Source organism: Variovorax sp. RTB1 (assembly GCF_035018765.1).
In the GTDB taxonomy this organism is placed as follows: Bacteria; Pseudomonadota; Gammaproteobacteria; order Burkholderiales; family Burkholderiaceae_C; genus Variovorax.
The window spans coordinates 1-307 of the sequence record NZ_JASJXG010000129.1; the positions used below are offsets into that span (position 1 = coordinate 1).

A 307-nucleotide genomic window follows, 5' to 3' on the forward strand; every position below is an offset into this window, starting at 1 on the left:
CAGCACACGCAGTGCGAAGGCGGCGAGGGCAGCGCCGAGCGCGATGCCGGCGACGCTGCCGATCACGCCCAGCACCAGCGATTCGATCAGCACCAGTTGCAAGCGGCCGCGCGGCGTCAGCCCCAGCACGCCGAGCAGCGCGAACTGCTGCGCGCGTTTGGCCACGCTGAGAGCGAGCACCGAGAAGACCAGAAACGCGCCTGTGAAAAGCGCGACCAGCGCCAGCACCGTGAGGTTGACGCGGTAGGCGCGCGACAGGTTGCTCACACGTTCGGCCGCATCGCCCGGCTCGGCGATGCGGATGCCC

Annotated in this window: 1 protein-coding gene; it reads right to left on the minus strand. The window is 70.0% G+C overall.

Annotation, left to right across the window (positions count from 1 at the left end; translation table 11 throughout):
• Positions 1-307: FtsX-like permease family protein (locus tag QN397_RS26655; protein WP_323502526.1), on the minus strand; the 307-nt coding region annotated here is incomplete at both ends.